16 protein-coding genes and 1 riboswitch are annotated in these 18,442 nt (G+C 39.9%); of the genes, 10 read left to right on the top strand and 6 right to left on the bottom strand.

All coding sequences use genetic code 11. The features are described from left to right. Positions 1-49: 49 nt before the first annotated feature. From EVJ47_04400 to EVJ47_04390, 3 genes are read left to right on the top strand one after another with little or no spacing between them, the layout of a single operon-like run. Entirely contained in the window at positions 50-673 is a 624-nt protein-coding gene (locus tag EVJ47_04400) for a TolC family protein (protein ID RZD15519.1), read from the top strand. Beyond that, complete coding sequence (locus tag EVJ47_04395) at positions 670-1,671, top strand: efflux RND transporter periplasmic adaptor subunit (GenBank protein RZD15518.1); 1,002 nt, start codon at positions 670-672, stop codon at positions 1,669-1,671. Before EVJ47_04400 ends, EVJ47_04395 begins: the two co-directional genes overlap by 4 nt. Further along, positions 1,668-4,736, top strand: a complete 3,069-nt coding sequence (locus EVJ47_04390; GenBank protein RZD15517.1) for an efflux RND transporter permease subunit — start codon at positions 1,668-1,670, stop codon at positions 4,734-4,736. The genes EVJ47_04395 and EVJ47_04390 overlap by 4 nt, the downstream gene beginning before the upstream one ends. Positions 4,737-4,754: 18 nt before the next feature. Here the strand turns inward: EVJ47_04390 and EVJ47_04385 are convergent, their stop codons facing one another. Then, on the bottom strand, positions 4,755-5,660 hold the full coding sequence (locus EVJ47_04385; GenBank protein ID RZD15516.1) for a hypothetical protein: 906 nt from the start codon (positions 5,658-5,660) through the stop codon (positions 4,755-4,757). A 290-nt stretch (positions 5,661-5,950) separates the two neighbouring features. Then, a riboswitch (SAM riboswitch) is annotated at positions 5,951-6,057 on the top strand. 150 nt (positions 6,058-6,207) lie between these two features. On the opposite strand from EVJ47_04385, the gene EVJ47_04380 reads away from it, so the two are divergent. The 6 genes from EVJ47_04380 (at position 6,208) to EVJ47_04355 (ending at position 10,582) form a co-directional block, all read left to right on the top strand. Then, positions 6,208-7,452 (top strand): threonine synthase, encoded by a 1,245-nt coding sequence (locus EVJ47_04380; protein RZD15515.1) that lies wholly within the window; start codon positions 6,208-6,210, stop codon positions 7,450-7,452. A 96-nt stretch (positions 7,453-7,548) separates the two neighbouring features. Continuing rightward, on the top strand, positions 7,549-8,064 hold the full coding sequence (locus EVJ47_04375) for a hypothetical protein (protein RZD15514.1): 516 nt from the start codon (positions 7,549-7,551) through the stop codon (positions 8,062-8,064). A 29-nt stretch (positions 8,065-8,093) separates the two neighbouring features. After that, complete coding sequence (gene moeB, locus EVJ47_04370) at positions 8,094-8,906, top strand: molybdopterin-synthase adenylyltransferase MoeB (protein RZD15513.1); 813 nt, start codon at positions 8,094-8,096, stop codon at positions 8,904-8,906. A gap of 4 nt (positions 8,907-8,910) precedes the next feature. Then, complete coding sequence (locus EVJ47_04365; protein ID RZD15512.1) at positions 8,911-9,159, top strand: sulfurtransferase TusA family protein; 249 nt, start codon at positions 8,911-8,913, stop codon at positions 9,157-9,159. Next, positions 9,056-10,066 (top strand): PLP-dependent cysteine synthase family protein, encoded by a 1,011-nt coding sequence (locus EVJ47_04360; protein RZD15511.1) that lies wholly within the window; start codon positions 9,056-9,058, stop codon positions 10,064-10,066. Before EVJ47_04365 ends, EVJ47_04360 begins: the two co-directional genes overlap by 104 nt. 84 nt (positions 10,067-10,150) lie before the next feature. Continuing rightward, the gene (locus EVJ47_04355; protein ID RZD15510.1) at positions 10,151-10,582 is read left to right on the top strand and encodes a M67 family peptidase; all 432 of its coding nucleotides are present in this window, start codon (positions 10,151-10,153) and stop codon (positions 10,580-10,582) included. Between the two features lie 126 nt (positions 10,583-10,708). Here the strand turns inward: EVJ47_04355 and EVJ47_04350 are convergent, their stop codons facing one another. The 5 genes from EVJ47_04350 to EVJ47_04330 all read right to left on the bottom strand — a co-directional run bounded on the left by EVJ47_04350 (position 10,709) and on the right by EVJ47_04330 (position 17,712). Next, the gene (locus tag EVJ47_04350) at positions 10,709-11,629 is read right to left on the bottom strand and encodes a DMT family transporter (GenBank protein ID RZD15509.1); all 921 of its coding nucleotides are present in this window, start codon (positions 11,627-11,629) and stop codon (positions 10,709-10,711) included. A 54-nt stretch (positions 11,630-11,683) separates the two neighbouring features. After that, the gene (gene coaBC / locus EVJ47_04345; GenBank protein ID RZD15508.1) at positions 11,684-12,865 is read right to left on the bottom strand and encodes a bifunctional phosphopantothenoylcysteine decarboxylase/phosphopantothenate--cysteine ligase CoaBC; all 1,182 of its coding nucleotides are present in this window, start codon (positions 12,863-12,865) and stop codon (positions 11,684-11,686) included. Between the two features lie 199 nt (positions 12,866-13,064). Continuing rightward, positions 13,065-13,694, bottom strand: coding sequence for an MBL fold metallo-hydrolase (locus EVJ47_04340; GenBank protein ID RZD15507.1), 630 nt, complete (start codon positions 13,692-13,694; stop codon positions 13,065-13,067). Positions 13,695-13,709: 15 nt separating this feature from the next. Further along, positions 13,710-15,212 (bottom strand): phosphoglucomutase/phosphomannomutase family protein, encoded by a 1,503-nt coding sequence (locus EVJ47_04335; protein ID RZD15506.1) that lies wholly within the window; start codon positions 15,210-15,212, stop codon positions 13,710-13,712. Further along, complete coding sequence (locus EVJ47_04330; protein ID RZD15505.1) at positions 15,184-17,712, bottom strand: nucleotidyltransferase; 2,529 nt, start codon at positions 17,710-17,712, stop codon at positions 15,184-15,186. The genes EVJ47_04335 and EVJ47_04330 overlap by 29 nt, the downstream gene beginning before the upstream one ends. A gap of 131 nt (positions 17,713-17,843) precedes the next feature. Between EVJ47_04330 and EVJ47_04325 the strand changes: the two genes are divergently transcribed. Then, a complete protein-coding gene (locus EVJ47_04325) occupies positions 17,844-18,431 on the top strand; it encodes a phosphatase PAP2 family protein (protein ID RZD15504.1) in 588 nt (195 codons plus the stop codon). The last annotated feature ends 11 nt before the right edge of the window (positions 18,432-18,442 follow it).

The following is an 18,442-nucleotide window of genomic DNA, read 5'->3' as shown; positions in this document are numbered from 1 at the left end:
CATTTGTTTGGTATAATGAATGTAAAACTTATGATGAGAAAGAACAGTTGTGATTTGCGGTCAGGCATTTGTCAATTACCGGATTCCTCCTTTAAACAGGCTGATTTCTAAAGCTATAAAAAAACAGCCGCTGATTAAAATAGTACGCGCTGAAATTAAATCTGCAAAGGCATTCGTTTCAATAAATAAAGCAGGAAGACTTCCGAGTATTCATGGCGGCGCCGCATACGGAGAGGACACCGTAAATTCCTTCGATGCCCCGAATCTGGGGTGGCAGTTTTTTGTTATGCTGAACATCCCTATTTATAATTTTGGACTTCATAAAGGTTCTATTGATGCGGCAAGTGAAAGGCTTATGGCGCTAAAATCCGCAAAATCCGCTGTTAAATTATCCGTAAAAAAAAGGCTGGCAATTGATTACGGCAGAGCGGCAGCCTCAAAAAAGAAAATTTATGGAGCAAAAATTTTAGTCAAAAAATCTGGGGAAGTTTTTAAAATGACAAAAGAAGGTTACTTAGCAGGAGCCTTTAACGCTCTTGAATTACAGGAAGTCCAGAATAACTGGATAAAATCGCGCATAGAACTTGCTAAAGCAGTAAACGAGTTTTATCTGGCAATTTCTCAGTTAGATATAGATATGGGAATAATCCCCTCTGGAGACGGAAAACTATGAAAAGAACAACCGTGTTTATTTCAATTTCAATTTTAACCTTGTGTATCGTTTACAGCATCGGCATGCCCTTAGCTTTTGCCGGTTCCGCAATGCCGGTAAAAGTCGCCTATGCAAAAAAAACGCTTGCGGTAAAAAATATTACCTCGCCCGGAAAGGTTCACAGCAACGGCAGACAGGTTTTTACGGCTCCTTTTACGGGAAGGCTGATAGAATCCTTTCCTTTCCCAAAATCCGTAACCGCCGGAACGGTTATCGCAAGGGTCGTAAGTCCCGGCTTATACGCAAAAATTATTTCGGCGCAGGCTTCGGTAAAATACGCGAAGATAAAGTTTAAAAGAGAAAAACTTTTATTTAATTACGGAGTTGCGGCAAAAAAAACATTGGAGCGGGCGGCTTTAAATCTGTCTAGCACATATTCGTCTCTTCACGCCCTTGAGTCCCTTGACCGCGAAGGCATCCTTATTTCACATTTTAAAGGAACCGTGCATTATCTCACGGCCGACGGCGCAATAGTTGCGGCGGGAAGCCCCGTTGCCGTGTTAAACGGCAAAGGATTGCCGTGGGCAAGGACATATTTAACTCCTTCCCAGAGTTTTAATCTTTATATTAATATGCGGGTCGAAATAAAAAGAAGGCGCATTAAGGAAACCGGCAGGATAATTTCTATCGGCGGCAATGCCGCTCATAACGGTCTTGTGCCTGTTTATATAAGCCTGCCCAAAAATTCTCCTTTATTACCGGGAGAATGGGTTAACCTTCGTTTTGCCGAACCTTCCGCCACCGCCTTTTCTTTGCCAGAAAGAGCGGTTGTTATGCTTAAAGGCGGGACGGTCGTATTTGCGGTAAAACATAACAAAGCTCAAGCCGTGAAAATAAAAGTAATAGGACGGAAAGACGGCAAGGTATATGTTAAAGGAGATATCAACGCCGGCGAACCCGTAATAATATACCCCGTTACACGGCTTGTATCCGGTATTGCCGTGGAGATAAAACATTGAAAAGATATCTTAATTTTCTTTTAAAAAATAAGTTTTCGATAATTCTTCTTTCTTTAATGGTTATCGGCATCGGCTGGTTCTATACGCGCAATATGCCTGAAAGCATTTTCCCCGATGTCAATTTTCCAAGGGTTTCCGTTTTAGTCCACAGCGGCAGACTTCCCGTAAAATTTATGCTTGTTCAGGCGACCAAGCCTCTCGAAGCCGCGGCGGAAGGAGAACCCGGCGTCCGTCTCGTCCGCTCCCAAACGGGCAACGGCATATCTAAAATCACCGTTTATTTTCAATCGAACATAAAACCGCATATAGCTTATTTAATGCTTGAATCCCGCTTAAGCCAGGTGGCGCTGCCGCCGGGAAGCAAGATGACCGTCCGGCTGATGTCCCCTAACGTATATCCTTTTGCCGAGTATGCCCTTGTTTCGAATAGGAAAGATTATAACAGCTCCGATATGATGTCGGTTTTTGCCTTTAAAATCAGGCCGGCTTTACTTTCCATTAAAGGAATTTATCAAATAGAAGGAACCGGGCGCGGCTGGCCGGAGGCCGGAATAAACTTAAATCCGCTTCGTCTTGCCCAGTATCATATCGGTCCGGAAAACATCGTAAAAATACTGAGGTCGTATCAGGGACCTTTTTTTTCGGGAGTGCTGAATACATATCATAAGCAGTTCGTAATCGCGACCACCCCGCGTCCGGCAGATATAAAAGACCTGTCAAACCTTATGATTCCGGTAAGGCATACTCTTCTGCCTTTAAAAGCCTTAGGCAGGGTAAATATAATCTCTCCGCCGTTAATCCGCGAAGCGGCGGTAAGCGGTTACCGGCATACACTTCTAATTGATATTATGCCGGATTTAAATATAAATACGGTTAAAGTCGCCGGAAATATCGGCCGCCGCATTAAATCTTTAAACAGCCGCCTGCCGAAAGGTTTAAAAATAATCTCAGTCTATAATACAAGCCGGCTTATCCATTCCAATCTTAAAGATGTCTGGATTGCGCTTATTCTCGGCGGTTTAATAGCATTGTTCGTAGTATTCCTCTTTTTAAAGCGTATGGACGGCGCTCTTATAGCCCTTGCCGTGATACCCGTTTCGGTATCTTTAACGGTCGTTATTCTTAATGCCTTAGGCTTCGGTCTTAATATTATGACGCTCGGCGGATTAACCGCTTCGATAGGGGCTATGATAGACCATGCGATTGTCATAGTGGAAAGAGGTTTTCATAAGATGAAGGGAGGGCTGGCGAATGAAACAGGCGGCGACTCGGCATTAGAGCGTGTAGGCAAAATACTTCCGCTTATGACCGCGGCGACAATTACGTCTTCCATAGTTTTTATACCCCTTATCTTTATCCACGGAACTCTCGGCATCCTTTTTAAACAGATGGCGCTTTCGATAGTTATCGCGCTGATAACGTCACAGCTGACGGCTTTAACTCTTACCCCGATACTTACCGTAATGCTTGCAAAAAGAAAAAACGGCGGAAAAAAAAGTAAAATTTATAAAAAAAACAGGCTTAGAAAAATTTATGGCTATATACTGATTAAGGGCATGAGGTCGCCTTGGTTTGCATTGCCGGTAATTTTTGCGCTGATAATAACTATAGCGTTTTCTATGTTTTATCTGCGGACGGCTTTTTTGCCGAAATGGGACGAGGGAATTTTTGTCGTTCCGTTCAGGACTCCCGTGGGAAGCAGTGTTGCCGGCACCGAAAGAACCGGAAAATATCTTATGCATATCGCTAAAGAAAACTCTAACGTAAAAAGGGTTTCCTTAGTAGTCGGCAGGAGCTTGGACAACCCTTATTCTACGCCTAACAAAGGCGATTTGACAATCGTATTAAGAAGAAACCGCACCGAAACAACCGAAAAAATAATGAGAGGGCTTTATAATAAGTTTCATAACGCGGCTCCCGACCTTATCGACCTTAATTTTCAACAGCTCATGGTAAACCGTCTCGGGTTTTTATCCGGCTCCCATGCGCCTTTAGAAGTTATGCTTTTCGGCAAAAGCTCCGGCACGCTCAGAAAATACGGTAAAACTTTAGCAGGTAAACTAAGAAAAACCGGCGATTTCCAGTACGTCAATTTTAAATCTCCTTCGGCAGGACCGGAAATAACGCTGACGCCGTCCGATTACGCGGCGGCTTACGGCGTACCGCCGCCCGTTATAGCGGATAAAGTCAAAAGACTCCTGTGGGGACAAAAAGCGGGCTTTTTGCTGTACGGCGAACAGGTACTGCCGGTACGCGTTTTTCTTAAAAACAAATCCGTCACCCTGCCGGAGCTAAAAAACTGGCCTTTTACCCTTAAAAACGGCACGCATACCAGATTAGATTATCTTTCTAAAATACGCGTCAAAAAAGCCGTCCCTTTTATAACCCACCAGAATATGGCTCCGTATGCCTATATCTTCATTCAGCCCGTAAAAGGCGAAGGTCTTTCGGCAGGAGCGGCTAAAGCGCGCTTCGTTATAGGTTCAATGCATCTTCCGCCGTCTGTTACAGCCTCTATCGGAGGATACTACCGCTCTCAGGTAAAGAGCTTCGAGCAGATGGCGGTTATGCTTATCTTTGCACTGATTTTGATTTTTGTCTTTTTTGGTTTCCAGTTTGCAAGCCAGCGGGCGGCAGTCGCATCTATGACAGCTATTGCGCTGTCTGGAGCAGGGGCGCTTGCCGCCCTTTTAATAACGGGCATAGAACTCGATAGCACGGCATTTCTCGGTATTCTTTTAGTTTTTGCTATTTCCACCAATAACGCGATCCTTATATTCGCAAGGTCAAGGCAGATAAGCGGCGCGGTTAACTCGTCCCCAAGCCCTTCGTCCGTTTTTCTTGCCGCCAGAGAACGCCTCCGCCCGATACTTATGACTATGCTTGCCGACGTTTTCGGTTTTCTGCCGCTGGCTATAGGCATAGGAAGAGGAACCGACCTCCTGAAACCCCTTTCCGTTGCGGTTATGGGAGGCTTATTAATATCCGTTTTTATGTCCCTGTGGCTTGCCCCCGTTATATACGGCGGACTTTTTATGAAGAAAAATAAAAATACGTTACCTTAAACCTAAGGCATATTACTTTCAGCAGGGAGCAGGAGGTATATTGTTATTGCTTTCAAGGCTGGATTTATCGAGCTTCAAACTTATTTCAACGGGAGCAACCTTGAGGAACCGGGATATAGCCGTATCTTTCAAATTTTCTTTTAACCATTCGACGCTAACGGTATAAGAAGGGGCAAAATAAGGGCATTTTTCCTGCATGCACCCATGGGGATGCAGTTCCTTGAAATTGCATGATATATCTACATCGTTATCTATTAAAAGAAAGTTAAAATCTTCGTAAAGACTTGCGGAGATTATCTCAAGAGCCTTAAAGAGATAAGCTTTACAGCATGAAGGTCCCGTTAAATCGAATACGGCTTTGGAAAGAAGAGCCGTAATCTTCATGGTTATTTTTTGTTCAATATCCTTGCCGCAGACCGAACCGGTTAAAATTGAATATACGATACCGCCCGCAGGAACTATGCCGCAAACGCCGCTTAAGCCGCAGTAGCCTCCTACAGCCTGCTTTGAGAGCCTGTAAAACGCTTCTTCGATATCGGCTTCTGAAATATGCACGTATCCCCTGTTTTTTAGCGAAGCTAAAACCGCTCCCGTTAAAATATAAGCATGGTGGCATCCTAACATAGGCACCGTTACGCTTGGATTATTTAAAATATCGAATGTAATTTCGAAAGGGTTTTTGCCTTCCGTAGATAATATAAAATCTTTTATATAATTGAAAGAAGATAGGTTATGGCAGTCGTCGCAAACGTAATGAGACCTATCCGACGAACAAACGATACTCCCCTTTTCTTTTTTGCCGCAGTAAAAACAGGTCAGCTCGACGGCGAAAGGCAGATATTCAAGAGAATGCCCGCATATTAAGCAATTAGCAATTAGATTATGTTCCTGTTCAGAACAATAACTGCCGGACTTATTAGACATTTTATTCCCTTTTAAAAATCTCTTAAATAATTTATAAGCAATTTTGCCTATTAAATTTCATTATAATTTGTTTTTTACCTCCATGCAAATTATATTTGCCTTTTTTTGGCAATTTTACCTTAATCCTGCAATAGAAAATATTTAAATGTTCCTATTTTACGTAAATACTGGATTAAGGTTTTATATTGACATTCTTTATAAATAATGTTATACATAATAAAATATGTTTATTAGCCCAATATTTAATATTAATAAACAATAGATCTTTTTATATTTATATACAAATTTGTTTCTTATCAAGAGCGGTGGAGGGACGGGCCCGTTAGATACCGCAGCAACCGATAGCAATATAGAAATCGGTGCTAATTCCCGCAGGTTAATCCCTGGAAGATAAGAAGAATTGAGTTTTTAAAACCCCTTCTTCTATATTTATCAGGAAGAAGGGGTTTTTTAGTTTCAATCCGGCATTTTGTCATTATCTTAAAATATACAGCTTAAATAAAAAAATAGACAGCTTAAATAAAACAACTTAAAAGAAGGAGAAAAAATGTTCGTTAAAGGTTTAAAATGCCGTGAATGCGGCAAAGAATACCCTGACAGCCCCCTTTATGTTTGCGATTACTGCTTCGGACCTCTTGAGGTAGATTACGATTATGACGAAATTAAAAAACACATAAGTATCGATAAAATTAAATCCAGAGAGCCTAATATGTGGCGTTATCGCGAACTGCTTCCAATAAAAGGGGAAATTAAAATAGGTAAAAATGTGGGCTATACCCCTCTTGTGAAAGCGGATAATCTTGCAAAGGAATTAGGCGTTAAAGAATTATATGTCAAAAACGATGCCGTAAATTTCCCTACATTATCCTTTAAAGACAGGGTTGTGTCTGTTGCGATAGCCAAAGCTAAAGAATTTGGCTTTAAGGTTGTGGCATGCGCTTCGACTGGAAATCTTGCCAACGCGGTTGCGGCTTTGGCGGCGTCGGCAAGTTACGAAAGTTTTGTATTTATTCCTTCAAACCTTGAAATCGGAAAGGTTTTGGGGACTTTGATTTACGACACCAATTTGGTTAAAATTGACGGGAGTTATGACAAGGTCAACAGGCTTTGCACGGAAATTGCGGGAAAACATAACTGGGGTTTTGTCAATATCAATTTAAGGCCGTATTATGCCGAAGGTTCAAAATCGCTTACCTTCGAAATGCTTGAACAGCTCGGCTTTAAAGCGCCGGATAATGTGGTTGTTCCTATGGCTGGAGGTTCTTTAATTACAAAGGTTGGAAAGGCGATAGACGAATTCGAATATTGCGGCCTGCTAAAAGAAAAGCCGCATACCAAAATTTTTGGCGCTCAGGCTGCGGGATGCAACCCGATAACCGCCGCCGTCAAAGAAAAAAGGGAATTCATCAAGCCGGTTAAAACCCCGGACACGATAGCAAAATCTCTTGCAATAGGCAACCCTGCCGATGGATATTATGCCTCTGACCTTATGAGTAAAACAGGGGGATACGGCGAGGATGCAACGGATGATGAAATCGTCGAAGGGATGAAACTTTTAGCCAAAACGGAAGGAATATTTACCGAAACCGCCGGCGGCGTCACCGTTGCCGTGGCAAAAAAGCTGATAGACAAGGGTTATATCAATAAAAATGAAACTACGGTTCTTGCCATAACGGGCAACGGCTTAAAAACGCTGGAGGCAATTAACGGAAAGCTGAAAGAACCGGCAACTATCGATGCAAATTTGGAAGAATTCGAAAAGGTGCTTGCTAAAATCAGGGGTAAAAGCTAAAAGAACTTAAATTATTTAAATTTTAAAAAAAGTATAAAATAAAAAATTCTTATCATAAATAATAATAATTTATAATTATCATAGCAGGAGGATTAAATGTCAGTAAAAGTCAGAATACCAACACCTTTAAGGTCTTTAACTAACGGAAAAGCGGAGGTCGATTCTAACGGTTCAACCATTATCGAAATAATAAACGACCTTGAAAAAAATTTTGCGGGTATTAAAGAAAGAATATGTGAACAGAATGACCAAGTTAGGAGATTTGTTAATGTTTATCTTAACGATGAGGATATCAGATTTATAGACAGCATAAATTCAAAAGTTCAAGACGGGGACACGATTTCCATAATTCCCGCAATTGCGGGAGGCGCGGCCGAAAAGAAAAAATTTTATCTTAACTATCCACAGGAAGCTATTAAAGAACCGCTAATCTATCTTGCAGGTAAAAATTACAATGTTATTACAAATATAAGAAGTGCAAGTATCTCGAACGATATAGGAATAATTGCTATAGAGATAGAAGGCGAACCTAGGGAGATAGAAAAAGCCATCAAATTTTTGGAATCAAAAGGCGTAACGGTGGAACCAATTGTTCTCGATGTGGTAGAATAACTAATGCAAAATTTAACGGAGGATATAATATTTTGGAATTTACCGAAGAACAGATTAAAAGATATGCAAGACATATAATATTGCCTGAGGTGGGCGGCGAGGGGCAGATAAAATTACTATCCTCAAAGGTGTTATTGATCGGAGCGGGAGGGCTCGGCGCTCCTTGCGGATATTATCTGGGCGCTGCAGGAATCGGAACACTCGGCATCGTAGATTTCGATACGGTTGATCTGTCTAATCTTCAAAGGCAAATATGGCACGGCACTCGTGACGTGGGAAGGTACAAAGTGGACTCTGCAAAAGATTCTATCGCAAGGATTAACCCCGATGTTAATGTCGTAACTTATAAGGAAAAGATTAGTTCGGAAAACATAAAGGGTTTAATAAAAGATTATGATGTAATAATAGATGCCACCGATAACTTTCCGACAAGATATTTAATAAACGATGCCTGCCATTTTATGAGAAAACCCCTTGTTTACGGTTCTATTTTTCGGTTTGACGGACAGGCAACGGTATTTTTGCCGGAGGAAGGGCCTTGCTACAGATGCTTGTTTCCGTCGCCCCCTCCCCCCGGTTTGGTTCCGAGCTGTCAGGAGGCAGGGGTCTTGGGAGTTCTTCCCGGGGTAATAGGAGCAATTCAGGCAAACGAGGCTATAAAAATTATTCTTGGCGTAGGCCTTACCTTGAACGGCAGACTTTTAATCTATGACGCATTAGATATGAAATTTACCGAGATGAAACTAAGGCAGGACAAAACCTGCCCGTTATGCGGGGAGTCCCCCAGCGTTTTTGATTTGATAGATTATGAAGATTTTTGTGAATTTAGAAAGGAGAATTAATTAAATGCCGGAATATAACAGTAATAGCGAATTAAATATAAAAGGGGAAATTTGCCCCTTTACATTCGTAAAATCCAAACTTGCTTTAGAAAAGATGAAAAAAGGGGAAATTTTAAGGGTTATCGTCGATTATGAACCCGCCATAAGAAATGTCCCACGCTCTATGGAGGAACAGGGCCATAAAGTCCTGTCTATTAATAAAATTAACGATACCGATTATGAAATTATCGTCGAAAAAGATGGAAAAAAATAATCCTTATCTGTTTAGTTCCCTGTCGAATATAGGCGGCACTGGCGCGGTTTTGCTTAACAAAATAATTAACCCGGGGGCTGGTTCAAAATTATACGCAAAATTAGAAAGCCTTAATCCCGGCGGTTCCGTCAAAGACAGACCTGCATTGTATATGATAAAAAATGCTCTTGAAAAGGGACTTTTAAAAGACAATATGACCATAATCGATTCTTCTTCGGGCAATACCGGTATTTCATTTGCTATGATAGGGGCTTTTTTGGGGATTAAGGTTAAAATTTACGCCCCTTCCAATATGAGCGAGGAAAGAAAAAAGATAATGCGGCTTTTTGGAACGGAATTGATACTTACCCCCGCGGAAGAAAGCCATGACGGCGCAATAAAAAGGTCGATGGAGGAATACGCAAGGGGAGGCAAAGATTTATATTATATGCCGGACCAGTATAATAACCCGTGTAATCCGCTGGCGCATTACGAAACAACCGCGGCGGAGCTTCTCAATCAGACGGGCGGAAATATAGACTGTTTTGCGACCGGCATCGGCACTGGCGGAACAATACTCGGCGTAGGAAAAAGGCTTAAGGAATATAACGATAAAATAAAGGTCATAGCAATAGTTCCGGATAGCGAAATGCACGGAATAGAGGGTTGGAAATACAACTATTCCCTGAATTTCGAAGGTTTCGACCATAATAAAATTATAGACGATTTTATAAAGGTCGACACTGAAGGAAGCTATGCAATGCTTAAAAGAATTATTAAAGAAGAAGGACTTTTATGCGGATTTTCTTCCGGAGCCAATGTGTACGGCATTTATAAACTTGCGGGCAAATACAGGGGGAATTTTGCGACGGTATTGCCCGACACAGGCTCAAGATACCTTTCTACAAGGGTTTTTACCGAGTTATAATTTAAGGATTTTGTAAGCCCCTGCGGCTTATAAAATTTAACAAATTTTAGTTATATGTTTTAACTTTTAAGTTATAATTTTATTATGGCTATAATAATTCCGGAAACCGAACTTGAAATTATCAAAAAGCATGCGACGGAAATTTTTCCGTACGAAGCATGCGGGGGGCTTTTAGGAAGGCTCGAGGGAGACGATAGAGTAATCGTAAAGGTTTATCCCGCCGAAAACCGCTTTGGAAAAATAGCATGGGACAGCTTTGAAATCGAACCGAAAGATATGCTTGAAATGGATAAAATTGCAAGAAAGGAAAATCTGGAAATCATAGGCTTTTATCATTCACATCCCAACCACCCCGCAATACCCTCAAGTTTCGATATAAACGCCTCCTGGCCATATTATTCTTATGTAATCCTTTCGGTAAAGGGCAACAGCCCCGAAAATGTCGTAGATGTTAAAAGCTACCTGATGCCGGATAAAAATTCGGCCCCGGTTTCGGAAGATGTAGTGATTGGCTGACCGGTTTCTAAAATTAATTTTACCTGCAAGCCGAAATCGGCAGGCAATTGGTTAGATTAGTCTTGCGGCTTGCGGCTCTTGACCGCAGCCGCCGTCAGAGGGGTTACTATAGGGTTTTTGTCAAATTTATTCTTGCGCTTCCGCAGTTTTTTCCTTTATTATTACAAGTATAATGCCTCCTAAGATTAAAATAGAAGAAATTATAAAGGTATATGATATTTTTTCGTTTAAAAATATTATTCCTAAAAATGCGGCCATAACTGGCGCTAATAATTGAACCGATGACGCTAAAACGCGGGATAATTTTATTACCACCTTATACCATATTACATAGAAAAGTGCCGAAAATATAGCCCCCGATAAAATACCGTAAATTATGGGATGCAAATATACATACGGCGTATTAATAAATTTTTCGTTAATAAAACCATTTTTTAGGAAAGCAAATATGACGATAAAGGGTATAAAATAAATTAATGAATAAACGAAGTTTGACGCAGTTCTTAATACATACTGTTTTTCAAATTTGCCTTTTAGCGTATAAATTCCCCATGCTATTCCTGAAATAATCATCATAACGGCTCCAAAATATCCGATAATATTTTGGGGAACATTTAAGCCTTTATATACAAACAAGACAAAGCCGGCCATCGCAATTATCACCCCTGATATTTGCAATATATTAAGTCTTTCTTTATAGATAAACACCGCATTTCCTATTATCGTAAATTGGACTGCGGAAAACAACAGAAGCGCTCCGACCGCCACGCCGACAAAAACATAACCGACGGAAAAACAGAACGCATAAGCAAATAAGGCAAATGCGGATAAGTATTTCGGCTTTGGAAGCTGATTTTTTTTATGGAATACCAATAAAAAAAGAATAAGCGCTCCGCTTCCAAGGCGGAGTAAGCTATAAAATACGGGGGTTATCGCATTTTTATCTAACGCTACCCGCGCAAGCAGGCTATTTACGGCAAATCCAAAAATCGTAAAAAATGTCAAAAAACCAATCCATATATATTGAAATCTGCCTGATTTATTCATAACGGTTTTAAGTGGATAAAAGAAATATAAAATGAGGGACTTGTCCTTAATTTATTACCTTAGTATTTCTGCAAGAAGTTTCCCTGCAAGTTCGGTTTTTAGCTGTCTTACGAACCTTTTTATTTCGCCTTCTTTGTTTATTAAAAAACCTTCATTTTCGTCTTCGCCTATAACATTTTTTGAAACATCGTTGATAAAGATATAGTCCAATGATTTTTCCATAAGTTTTTTCCTTCCGTTTTCTATCACGGAATCGGTTTCGGCGGCAAAACCGAAAATTATCTGTTCCTCTTTTTTCATTTCGGACAGAGCCTTCAACAAATCCTCATTCTGAACAAGCTCTATATTAAGATTTAAGTCCCCCTTTTTTATCTTATTTGAGCTTTTTTCTTTAAAGCTATAATCCGAAACGGCGGCCGCCATCAAAAGTATGCCGCACCGTTTAAATTCACTCAATAATGCATCTTTCAAATCGGCAAAACTTTTACATCTTATTATTCTTATGTTTTTATTGATATATTGACAGGAGGCATCGATATTTAAGGCTATTAAGGACACATCCGCACCGAGTTTCACCGCTTCGTTGGCAAGGCTGATACCCATTTTTCCGCTGGAGGCGTTTGAAAGAAACCTCACAGGGTCGAGATATTCCCTTGTAGCTCCTGCCGTTATTAAAACTCTTCTGCCTTTAAGCGTCTTTTCTTTAAAAACCGATTCAAGTTCAAACATAATGTCGGAAGTGTCGGGAAACCTTCCTTCTCCAAAATCGCCACAGGCCATATTTCCCATTCCCGGTGAAATAAGATAAAAATTATGTTCAGTTAGCCTGTTCAAATTTTCTTTTAATATTTTGTTCGAAAACATATTTGGATTCATTGCCGGAACCAGAACCTTTAGTTTATCCTGCGAGGCTGAAACAACCAGAGTTATTAATGTATCCGCTATACCTGCGGCAAGTTTATTTATTGTGTTGAATGTGGCGGGAGCAATTAATATCAGGTCGGCATATTTGGAAAGCGAGACATGGGCAAGAGGGCTCTTGAAAGCATCATCGCTAAAAACCTCTTCCCCGAAAGATTCAAAAATATAAGGAGAGATAAATTTGGCGGCGGACGAGCTGACTATTATTTTAACATCTGCGCCCTCCCTTTTAAGCTCTCTATATAAATCAACGCTTTTATAGCAGGCAATGGAACCGGTTATACATAAAAGAATATTTTTGCCTTTTAATGTCATAATTTTAAAAGCATTGAAATTAAGCTATATTAAATATCGTTACGCATTTTGCATATTCATACATTACTGGATTAACGCTTCGCGCCATCTTCACCTGCGTTTTCGACATGCGAAAACGACCGTGCAAGCGAAGATATGCGCCTCTTCGAGGCACTCATGAAGTTCCTTAGGAACTTCATGAGTGCGCAGGAATGACGGGTTAGATTAAATACGCGTTATATTTTCTTTCTTCCCCTATGGTGGTGGTTTCGCCGTGACCCGGCAAAACTATTATGTCGTCACCTATTATTAATAATTTGTTCTTAATAGAACTTATAATCTCGTCAAACGAGCCGCCTAAAATGTCAGTTCTTCCGATAGTGCTTTTAAAAAGGGTATCTCCGCTAAAAAGATATTTTTCATTTACTAAAAATGATGTGCTGCCAGGGGAATGCCCCGGCGTAAAAATCGGCAGAATACTAATATCCCCTATATTGATAACATTATTTTCGGTTAAATATTCATCTATTACAACATTTTCATTAAAATCAAATCCTAAGTATTCAGCCTGATTTTTCAAGTTTTTTAATATAAGTTCATCTTTTTTGTTGGCAATAATTTTAATGCCGTATTTTCTCTTAAAATAATTATCCATACTTACATGGTCTATATGGCAATGCGTATTAAGTATAAATTTTAAATCTATATTTTCATCCTTTATTATCTTGTCTATTCTTTTTTCCTGGCCTCCAGGGTCGATTATAAAGCCCTCTTTTTTGCCATTCTTATCATTAAATACAAGGTATGTGTTTACCTCGAAAGGCCCTGCCGGAATAGTGTAAAATTTCATAATTTATTTTTTGAGTTAAATTAAATATTCTTGAAATGAATTTATTAAGGTATTAAGATTTTCTGCCGTATCGGATTCGCCGTAGATTCTCATTAAATCCTCGGTTCCAGAAAGCCTTGCCAAAAGCCACGAATCGTCGTCAAAAAATATCTTATAGCCGTCGGCCGTATTTTTGCCGGTAACTTTCTTGCCTTCGTAAACGGACGGAAAATTTTCCATCTTCTCGTCGATTTCCGCTTTAAATTTTTCTTTATCCACCGGAACATTTATTCGCTTGCTATAAATAGGCCCAAATTTTTCAAGAAGGGCTTTCACAAGCAATTTTAAAGGCTTCATATAATAGGATAACATTTCAAGAACTAAAAGACATGTATAAATTCCGTCTTTATCCGGGGTATGCCCCATTACCGTTAACCCGGAGGATTCCTCCCCTGCCATTACGGCTTTGCCCTCCGATATAAGTTTACCGAGATATTTAAAGCCGACGGGGGTTTCGATGACTTTAAAACCGTAATATTTCGCAACCCTATCGACTAAGGCGGTAGTAGCCACACTTCTTGCAACATCACCCTTTATGCCCTTTCCCTCTATATAATAATTATAAAGAAGCGGAAAAATGATATTGGGTTCGACAAGCTCCCCGTCTTCATCCAATATACCGTATCTATCGGCATCCCCGTCTGTCGCAAGCCCTAATGCCAGCTTCCCAGGTTTATTTCCTGCCGCATTTTTATTATAATCTTTAATTAATTTCCCCAAACCTCTCAAATTTTTAGCGGAAGGGTCTGGCGCCATGCCCGGCAAAAAAAATGCATCTCTTTCCTTATCGATTTCTTCAAATTCAAAACCGGCTTCTTTCAATACATTTCCTATAATACCCTGCCCCGTTCCATGCAAAGAGGTTATGAAAGGAAATATATTTTTATTATTTTTCGATATAAGTTTTAAATCTAATTTAGTTTTTATTAAATCCGCATAATCACTTATAAAATCCGCCTCTACCAATAACCCTCGGTTTTTCGCATCATCTATGTCCATAAATTTATATTCGGGTAATTTTAAAAGTTCATTGGATTTTCTTGTTATAATTTCCGTATCTTCGGGAAGAGCGGGTCCTCCCCAATCGGGGGAAAACTTAATCCCGTTGTAATTATAAGGGTTATGGCTTGCCGTTATGTTTATTGCCCCTAAGGCTTTTTCTTTCAGGATTTTTATAGCTATAACCGGCGTCGGGGTAAAGGTGTTTGCAAAAATCACGGAAAACCCGTTGGCGCAAAAAACACAGGAGCTTAATTTTGCAAATTCTTCCGATAAAAATCTTGTATCATAGCCTATGATTATCTTTTTTGAAGGAAACGAACCGCCGTATTTTTCCGTTAAAAAATCGCATATAGCCTGCGATACGATTTTGACGGCATCAAAAGTAAAATCGTCCGCAATCCTGCCTCTGTAACCGGATGTTCCGAACTCGATCCAAGGGCTTTCCTTGCTATGACAGAGCGCTGAAATTTCTTTCATTTTTCCACCTATCTATATCGCCGCTAAATTGATTTATTAAAGCTAATGCTTCGTCTTTTTCCCTGCTTTCGGAAAATATCTCAAAATGGGCGCCTTCGGAAGCCGGATATGCCAGAACCCAACCGTTTGGCTTTATCAACTTTATCCCATCGATGAATAACGCATTTTCATCCCTGTATTTTTCTATGAGTTTTCTCATTATAAACCCCTTTAACTCGGTTGGGCAAGGAATTATTTTATATTCAAAATAGGTCGGCTCGATATAACGCATCTCATTTTTAATTGTAGTGTTAAGTCTGGCAAGCATCTCGAGAAGTTTTACCGCGGAATACATTCCGTCAAATGCGGGCATAAATTTAGAGTAAATGTAGCCCCCTTCGTTATCGCCGGCAAAATAAACATTGGAATCGGCAGATTTTTCCATAAGGGCGTTGGAAGAGTTTTTAGCTAAAATAACTTCAAAGTTATAATCCTTGGCCATTTTTAATATATTACACGATGAATTTACCGGAACGGAAATTATCTTATCCATTTTTTCCGTCTTCATAACGAGAAGGCACATTAATGACAATGCCGTATTTCCGTCTATATTATCCCCGTTTTCATCGCAGATATATATCTTTTCTCCGCCGTTGTCGATAAAAATACCTATATCCGCGCTGATAGATTTTACAATACTCGACAAGTCCTTAAGCGATTTTTTAAATTCCCTTTCCGTTTTTGTAATCTTCGTCTGGTCTAAATTTGCATTCAAATGAACGGAATCTATCCCCAGCCTTCCAATTATCGCCGGAAAAATCTTGCTCGAACTTCCATACGAATAATCGATTACAATCTTAAATTTTTTCTTTATAATTTTATCGGTATCGATTTTACTCAAAAATCCGTCCGTATAATATTCGGTTCCATGCGTGGGATAAAATATTTCTCCCGTCTCTTCCGAACCGACCCTTGCATAATCTTCCCTAAAAAACAATCTTTCGATTTTCTGTTCGCCTAAGGGAGATAAATCTAAGCCGTTGTGGTCAAAAAACTTTATATTCAACAGTTTTTTATCAAAGGGGTGTTTTCTGACATGAATGCCTCCATAGCTCTTAAACTGCTTTGCCTGATACCGAACGATGGATATTGGAGTATCGCTAAAGTCGTTTACATTGACCCCCACGGAAAGAACTCCCGACATCATAGCCCTTGAAAATAATCTTGATGTTTTATGGCTGTCCCTCGAAACTGAAATAGTTCTGTTTTTACCTATCGTTGCGCCAAAGGCGGCCCCCAGTTTCGACGCGAATTCAGGGGTTATTTCCAGATTTGCGAGAGCGGTTATACCGTATTGGCCGAATATCTTAGCGCTCCATTTATCCGACCAAATCAGGCTTTCCGATAATATTGCCCCGTCTTCCACATTTTTAAATGGCCAAATTTTAACATTGGGATTTATTACCGCTTCGTTGCCGATATTGCAAACATCGGATATCACGGCGCCTGAACCGATAAAAACATTTCTGCCGATATTTGATTTGTATCCTATTATGGCTTCCTGAATCTCGCAATTTGCGCCTATTTTTGAATTTTTTCCGACCACGGAACCGCTTAACGCCGTATTTTCACCGATGATGCAGTTATCTCCTACAACGCAATTTTTAATTTTGCAGTTTTGAAGTACATGAACATCTTTTCCGAATATCGAGTTTTCGACATCGCAGCTTATATCAATAATGCTTTTTTCGCCGATTTTTATATTGTTCTTTGCAAGCGTTTCCCCCTCTACATTCAAATCTATTTTACCCGCTATGATATCCAGATGGCTTTGCCTGTATTCCGAAAGCGTGCCTACATCCCTCCAATAGCAGGAACATATGTGGCCGAAAAGGTTCTTATTTTCTTTTAAAAGCAGGGGGAACAGGTCTTTCGAGAAATCAAACTCGCTTTTTTCGGGGATAAGCTTTAATACATTTTTACGCAAGATATAAATTCCGGTGTTTACCGTGTCGCTGAAAACCTCGGACCATGTAGGTTTTTCAAGAAATTTAGTTACCCTACCTTCGCTGTCGGTAATGACAATTCCGTAAGGCAATGGATTTTCGACCCGCGTGAGAACGATTGTGGCATCGCTTTTTTTGCCGATGTGAAAATCTATAGGCTTTTTTAAGTTGACATCGGTAATTATATCGGCGCTGATTACAAGAAAGTCGTCATCATTTCCGTCCTTAATTATTTTTTCGACATTTTTAACCGCTCCAGCGGTTCCGTAGTCTTCTTCCGCCAGCACATATTCGATATTCACCCCGAAACCGGCCCCGTCCTTAAAATAATTCTTTATTACCTCAGGCTGCACATAAAGCAAAACAATTAAATCGACTATCCCGTGTATTTTTAACAGATTGACGACATGCTCCATCATAGGTTTGTTTGCCACATGTATCATGGGTTTTGGAGCATTATTCGTCAAGGGTTTAAGCCTTGTCCCGAAGCCGCCTGCCATTATAACTGCCTGCATATAAATACTCCTTTTTAGACGATAAGAATAGTATTTTAAGAAATATTACAAAATCCCGGGTTGCATTACAGGATTAATTCTATTAAAATTATATCTTAATAATTTATAAAATCAAAAATAAAAATTTATTTATGCTTTCCTATATTCTTCATTTAGATACTGCCATTTTTTTATTCATAAACAATAATTTTCATTTTTCCTTTCTCAATGAAAATATGCGGGCATTTACATTTCTGGGCAACGGGTGGGTGGCATACTGGCTTGTTCTTGTTTATGTTTATATATATAACCGTTCAAAATTGAAACAATCGTTCTTTGTGCTTGTTTTGACGCAGCTTGTTCCCGGGATATTCGATATTATTATAAAAAGGTTCGTGAATAGGCCGAGGCCGATAGTCGCGCTTCATAACCTTATAAAAGACGGCGCAGTGCACATTAATTTACTTGGAAGGCACCTCACCGAATACTCATTCCCATCAGGCCACGCTACTACCGCTTTTTCTTTAGCCGTTGCTCTTTCATACCTTTTTCCGAAGCGCTATAAATTGTTTTATACTCTGGCATTCATAGTTGCCTTTTCCCGTGTTTACGACGGCGAACACTATCCATTGGATGTTATAGCGGGAGGAATTTTAGGTTACCTGTTTGCAAAAATTACCCTTATAGCGTATAAAAAAATAAAGAAAATAAACGGCTATAACTTTGAAAGAACGGTTTAATATCGGATAGA

Origin of the sequence: Candidatus Acidulodesulfobacterium ferriphilum (genome assembly GCA_004195035.1) — a bacterium.
Classification (GTDB): Bacteria; SZUA-79; SZUA-79; order Acidulodesulfobacterales; family Acidulodesulfobacteraceae; genus Acidulodesulfobacterium; species Acidulodesulfobacterium ferriphilum.
This window is presented reverse-complemented; position numbering and strand designations above follow the sequence as displayed.

Bases quoted from the DNA above. Each gene is read 5' to 3' on its own strand.
- EVJ47_04395 (RZD15518.1), top strand. From the start codon at position 670: ATGAAAAGAACAACCGTGTTTATTTCAATTTCAATTTTAACCTTGTGT.
- EVJ47_04385 (RZD15516.1), bottom strand. From the start codon at position 5,660: ATGTCTAATAAGTCCGGCAGTTATTGTTCTGAACAGGAACATAATCTA.
- EVJ47_04380 (RZD15515.1), top strand. From the start codon at position 6,208: ATGTTCGTTAAAGGTTTAAAATGCCGTGAATGCGGCAAAGAATACCCT.
- EVJ47_04375 (RZD15514.1), top strand. From the start codon at position 7,549: ATGTCAGTAAAAGTCAGAATACCAACACCTTTAAGGTCTTTAACTAAC.
- EVJ47_04365 (RZD15512.1), top strand. From the start codon at position 8,911: ATGCCGGAATATAACAGTAATAGCGAATTAAATATAAAAGGGGAAATT.
- EVJ47_04360 (RZD15511.1), top strand. From the start codon at position 9,056: ATGTCCCACGCTCTATGGAGGAACAGGGCCATAAAGTCCTGTCTATTA.
- EVJ47_04355 (RZD15510.1), top strand. From the start codon at position 10,151: ATGGCTATAATAATTCCGGAAACCGAACTTGAAATTATCAAAAAGCAT.
- EVJ47_04350 (RZD15509.1), bottom strand. From the start codon at position 11,629: ATGAATAAATCAGGCAGATTTCAATATATATGGATTGGTTTTTTGACA.
- coaBC (RZD15508.1), bottom strand. From the start codon at position 12,865: ATGACATTAAAAGGCAAAAATATTCTTTTATGTATAACCGGTTCCATT.
- EVJ47_04340 (RZD15507.1), bottom strand. From the start codon at position 13,694: ATGAAATTTTACACTATTCCGGCAGGGCCTTTCGAGGTAAACACATAC.
- EVJ47_04335 (RZD15506.1), bottom strand. From the start codon at position 15,212: ATGAAAGAAATTTCAGCGCTCTGTCATAGCAAGGAAAGCCCTTGGATC.
- EVJ47_04330 (RZD15505.1), bottom strand. From the start codon at position 17,712: ATGCAGGCAGTTATAATGGCAGGCGGCTTCGGGACAAGGCTTAAACCC.
- EVJ47_04325 (RZD15504.1), top strand. From the start codon at position 17,844: ATGCTTTCCTATATTCTTCATTTAGATACTGCCATTTTTTTATTCATA.